Here is a 2554-nt window from a genome sequence, read left to right as displayed (position 1 = left end):
CACGTGCGCGTTGGTACCGCTGACCCCGAACGCCGACACACCCGCCCGGCGCGGTTCCTCCGTGTCCGGCCACGCCGTCGCTTCGGTCAGCAGTTCCACGGCGCCCGCAGACCAGTCGACGTGCGGTGACGGCTCGTCCACGTGCAGCGTCCGCGGCAGCAGACCGTGCCGCATCGCCAGCACCATCTTCATCACACCCGCCACACCCGCCGCCGCCTGCGTGTGACCGATGTTCGACTTCACCGAGCCCAGCAGCAACGGCCGGTTCTCGGGCCGGTCCTGGCCGTACGTCGCGAGCAGCGCCGTCGCCTCGATCGGGTCGCCCAGGGTCGTACCCGTCCCGTGTGCCTCGACGGCGTCGATCTCGGTCGAGGACAGGCGGGCGTTCGCCAGTGCCTGGAGGATCACGCGCTGCTGGGAGATGCCGTTGGGCACTGTCAGACCGCTGCTGGTGCCGTCCTGGTTGACGGCTGAGCCGCGAACCACGGCGAGCACGGGGTGACCGTTGCGCTGCGCGTCGGACAGCCGCTCCAACAGCAGCATGCCCACGCCCTCACCCCAGCCGGTGCCGTCCGCACCGGCGGCGAACGCCTTGCAGCGTCCGTCGGGGGCGAGACCACGCTGACGGCTGAACTCCACGAAGAGTCCGGGTGTCGTCATGACGGTCACGCCGCCGGCGAGGGCCACCGAGCACTCGCCCTGCCGGAGGGACTGTACGGCCAGGTGCAGGGCCACCAGCGACGACGAGCAGGCCGTGTCCACCGTCACGGCGGGGCCCTCGAAGCCGAAGGTGTACGAGAGCCGGCCGGACATCACGCTGGCCGCGCTGCTGGTGGCCAGGTAGCCCTCGACTCCCTTCGGGGCCTGGCGCAGGGCCTCGATGTAGTCCTGGCCGTTGGTGCCGATGAAGACGCCGGCCTTGCTGCCGCGCACCGAGGCGGGTGCGATGCCGGCTCGTTCCATCGCTTCCCAGCTGGTCTCCAGGAGCAGCCGCTGCTGCGGGTCCATCGCCAGCGCCTCACGCGGCGAGACACCGAAGAACGCCGGGTCGAAGTCGCCGGCTTCGGACAGGAAGGCGCCTTCCTTCACGTACGAGGTGCCGGCCCGGTCCGGGTCCGGGTCGTACAGGGTGGCGAGGTCCCAGCCCCGGTCGTCGGGGAACTGGGCCACGGCGTCGCCGCCGTCGGCAAGCAGCTTCCACAGCTCTTCGGGTGACGCCACACCGCCGGGGAAGCGGCAGCTCATCCCGACGATCGCGATCGGCTCCTGGGCTTTGTCCTCGACATCACGAAGGCGGCGCTGTGTCTGACGCAGGTCGGCCATGACCCGCTTCAGGTACTCGACAAGTTTCTCTTCGTTCGACACTTAGCGCCGCCCCCTCGTGGACACCATACGGTTCATGATCATTCTCAGGCATCCCCGAGTTCTCGGTCGATGACGTCGAAGAGTTCGTCGACCGACACTCCGTCGAGGTCGCCGTCCAAGGCGTCGCCGCCCGACGCCCCCTGAACGGCCGTGCCGGCACCGGCGTGGCTCAACTTCGCCAACATGGACTGGAGTCGGACCACGGCCCTGACTCGTGCCATGTCGTCCTCCGGGAGTGCGGAGAGCACGGATTCGAGGCGGTCGATCTCCTCGGGCAACGCGTTCTCCGGCGCACTCGCGTCGGGAGCCAGCTCTGCCAGCAGGTGGCGCGCCAGCGCGGCGGGGGACGCGTAGTCGAACAGCGTGGTGGACGGCAGCCGCAAACCGCTCGCCGTGTTCAGACGGTTGCGCAGTTCCACTGCCGTGAGCGAGTCCAGGCCCATCTCGAAGAAGCCTCGCTCGGCGTCGATCCCTGTCGGAGTGCCGTAGCCGAGCACGGTGGCCGTGTGCTTCCGGATCACGTCGAGGAGCATGGGCTCCCGTTCGGCCACCGGAAGAGCGGCCAAGGTCTCGGCGAGGGCCGACGTCGGCTCGGCGGGGCCGTCGGTGGAAGCGTGGTCCACGGTCCGGTACAGCTCCTGCACTTCGGCGATCTCACCGAAGAGCGCGCTGTTCCGGGAACCGCTCAGTTCCTTGCCGAACCGCGACCAGTCGACGTCCGTGATCACCGGGCAGGTATCGGAACCACTGATCGCCCGCTCCAACGCCGTGACGGCCAGCGCGGGATCCATGGGTGGCAGACCGAACCGCTCCATACGGCCGCTGACCAGGGCGCTGTCGGCCGCCATGCCGCTTTCGGCCCAGGGGCCCCAAGCGATCGAGGTCGCCGGCAGCCCCTCGGCCCGCCGCACCTCCGCCAACGCATCCAGATACGCGTTCGCCGCCGCGTAATTACCCTGCCCCGCACCACCCACAGTCGCCGAGAACGACGAGAACAACACGAACGCCGACAGATCCAACCCACGCGTCAACTCATGCAGATGCCACGCACCCTCCGCCTTCGCCCGCAACACCCCCTCAAACCGCTCCACCGACAAACCGTCCAGCACACCGTCATCCAGCACACCCGCCGCATGCACCACCGCCGACAACGGCACCTCAGCCGAAATCCGCTCCAACAACCCGGCCA

2 protein-coding genes are annotated in these 2554 nt (G+C 69.1%); both read right to left on the bottom strand.

The genetic code is table 11. From position 1 onward, the window contains the following. A partial coding sequence (locus AB0B40_RS38140) for a beta-ketoacyl synthase N-terminal-like domain-containing protein (RefSeq protein WP_362268227.1) occupies positions 1 to 1365 on the bottom strand: 1365 nt, incomplete at its 3' end. A gap of 44 nt (positions 1366 to 1409) precedes the next feature. Continuing rightward, positions 1410 to 2554: KR domain-containing protein (locus tag AB0B40_RS38135; protein ID WP_362268225.1), on the bottom strand; the 1145-nt coding region annotated here is incomplete at its 5' end.

It is taken from the genome of Streptomyces sp. NPDC042638, from assembly GCF_040647235.1.
GTDB classification, from domain to species: domain Bacteria; phylum Actinomycetota; class Actinomycetes; order Streptomycetales; family Streptomycetaceae; genus Streptomyces; species Streptomyces rameus.
Note: the sequence above shows the minus strand (reverse complement) of the source record. Positions and strands in the feature narration are given on the sequence as shown.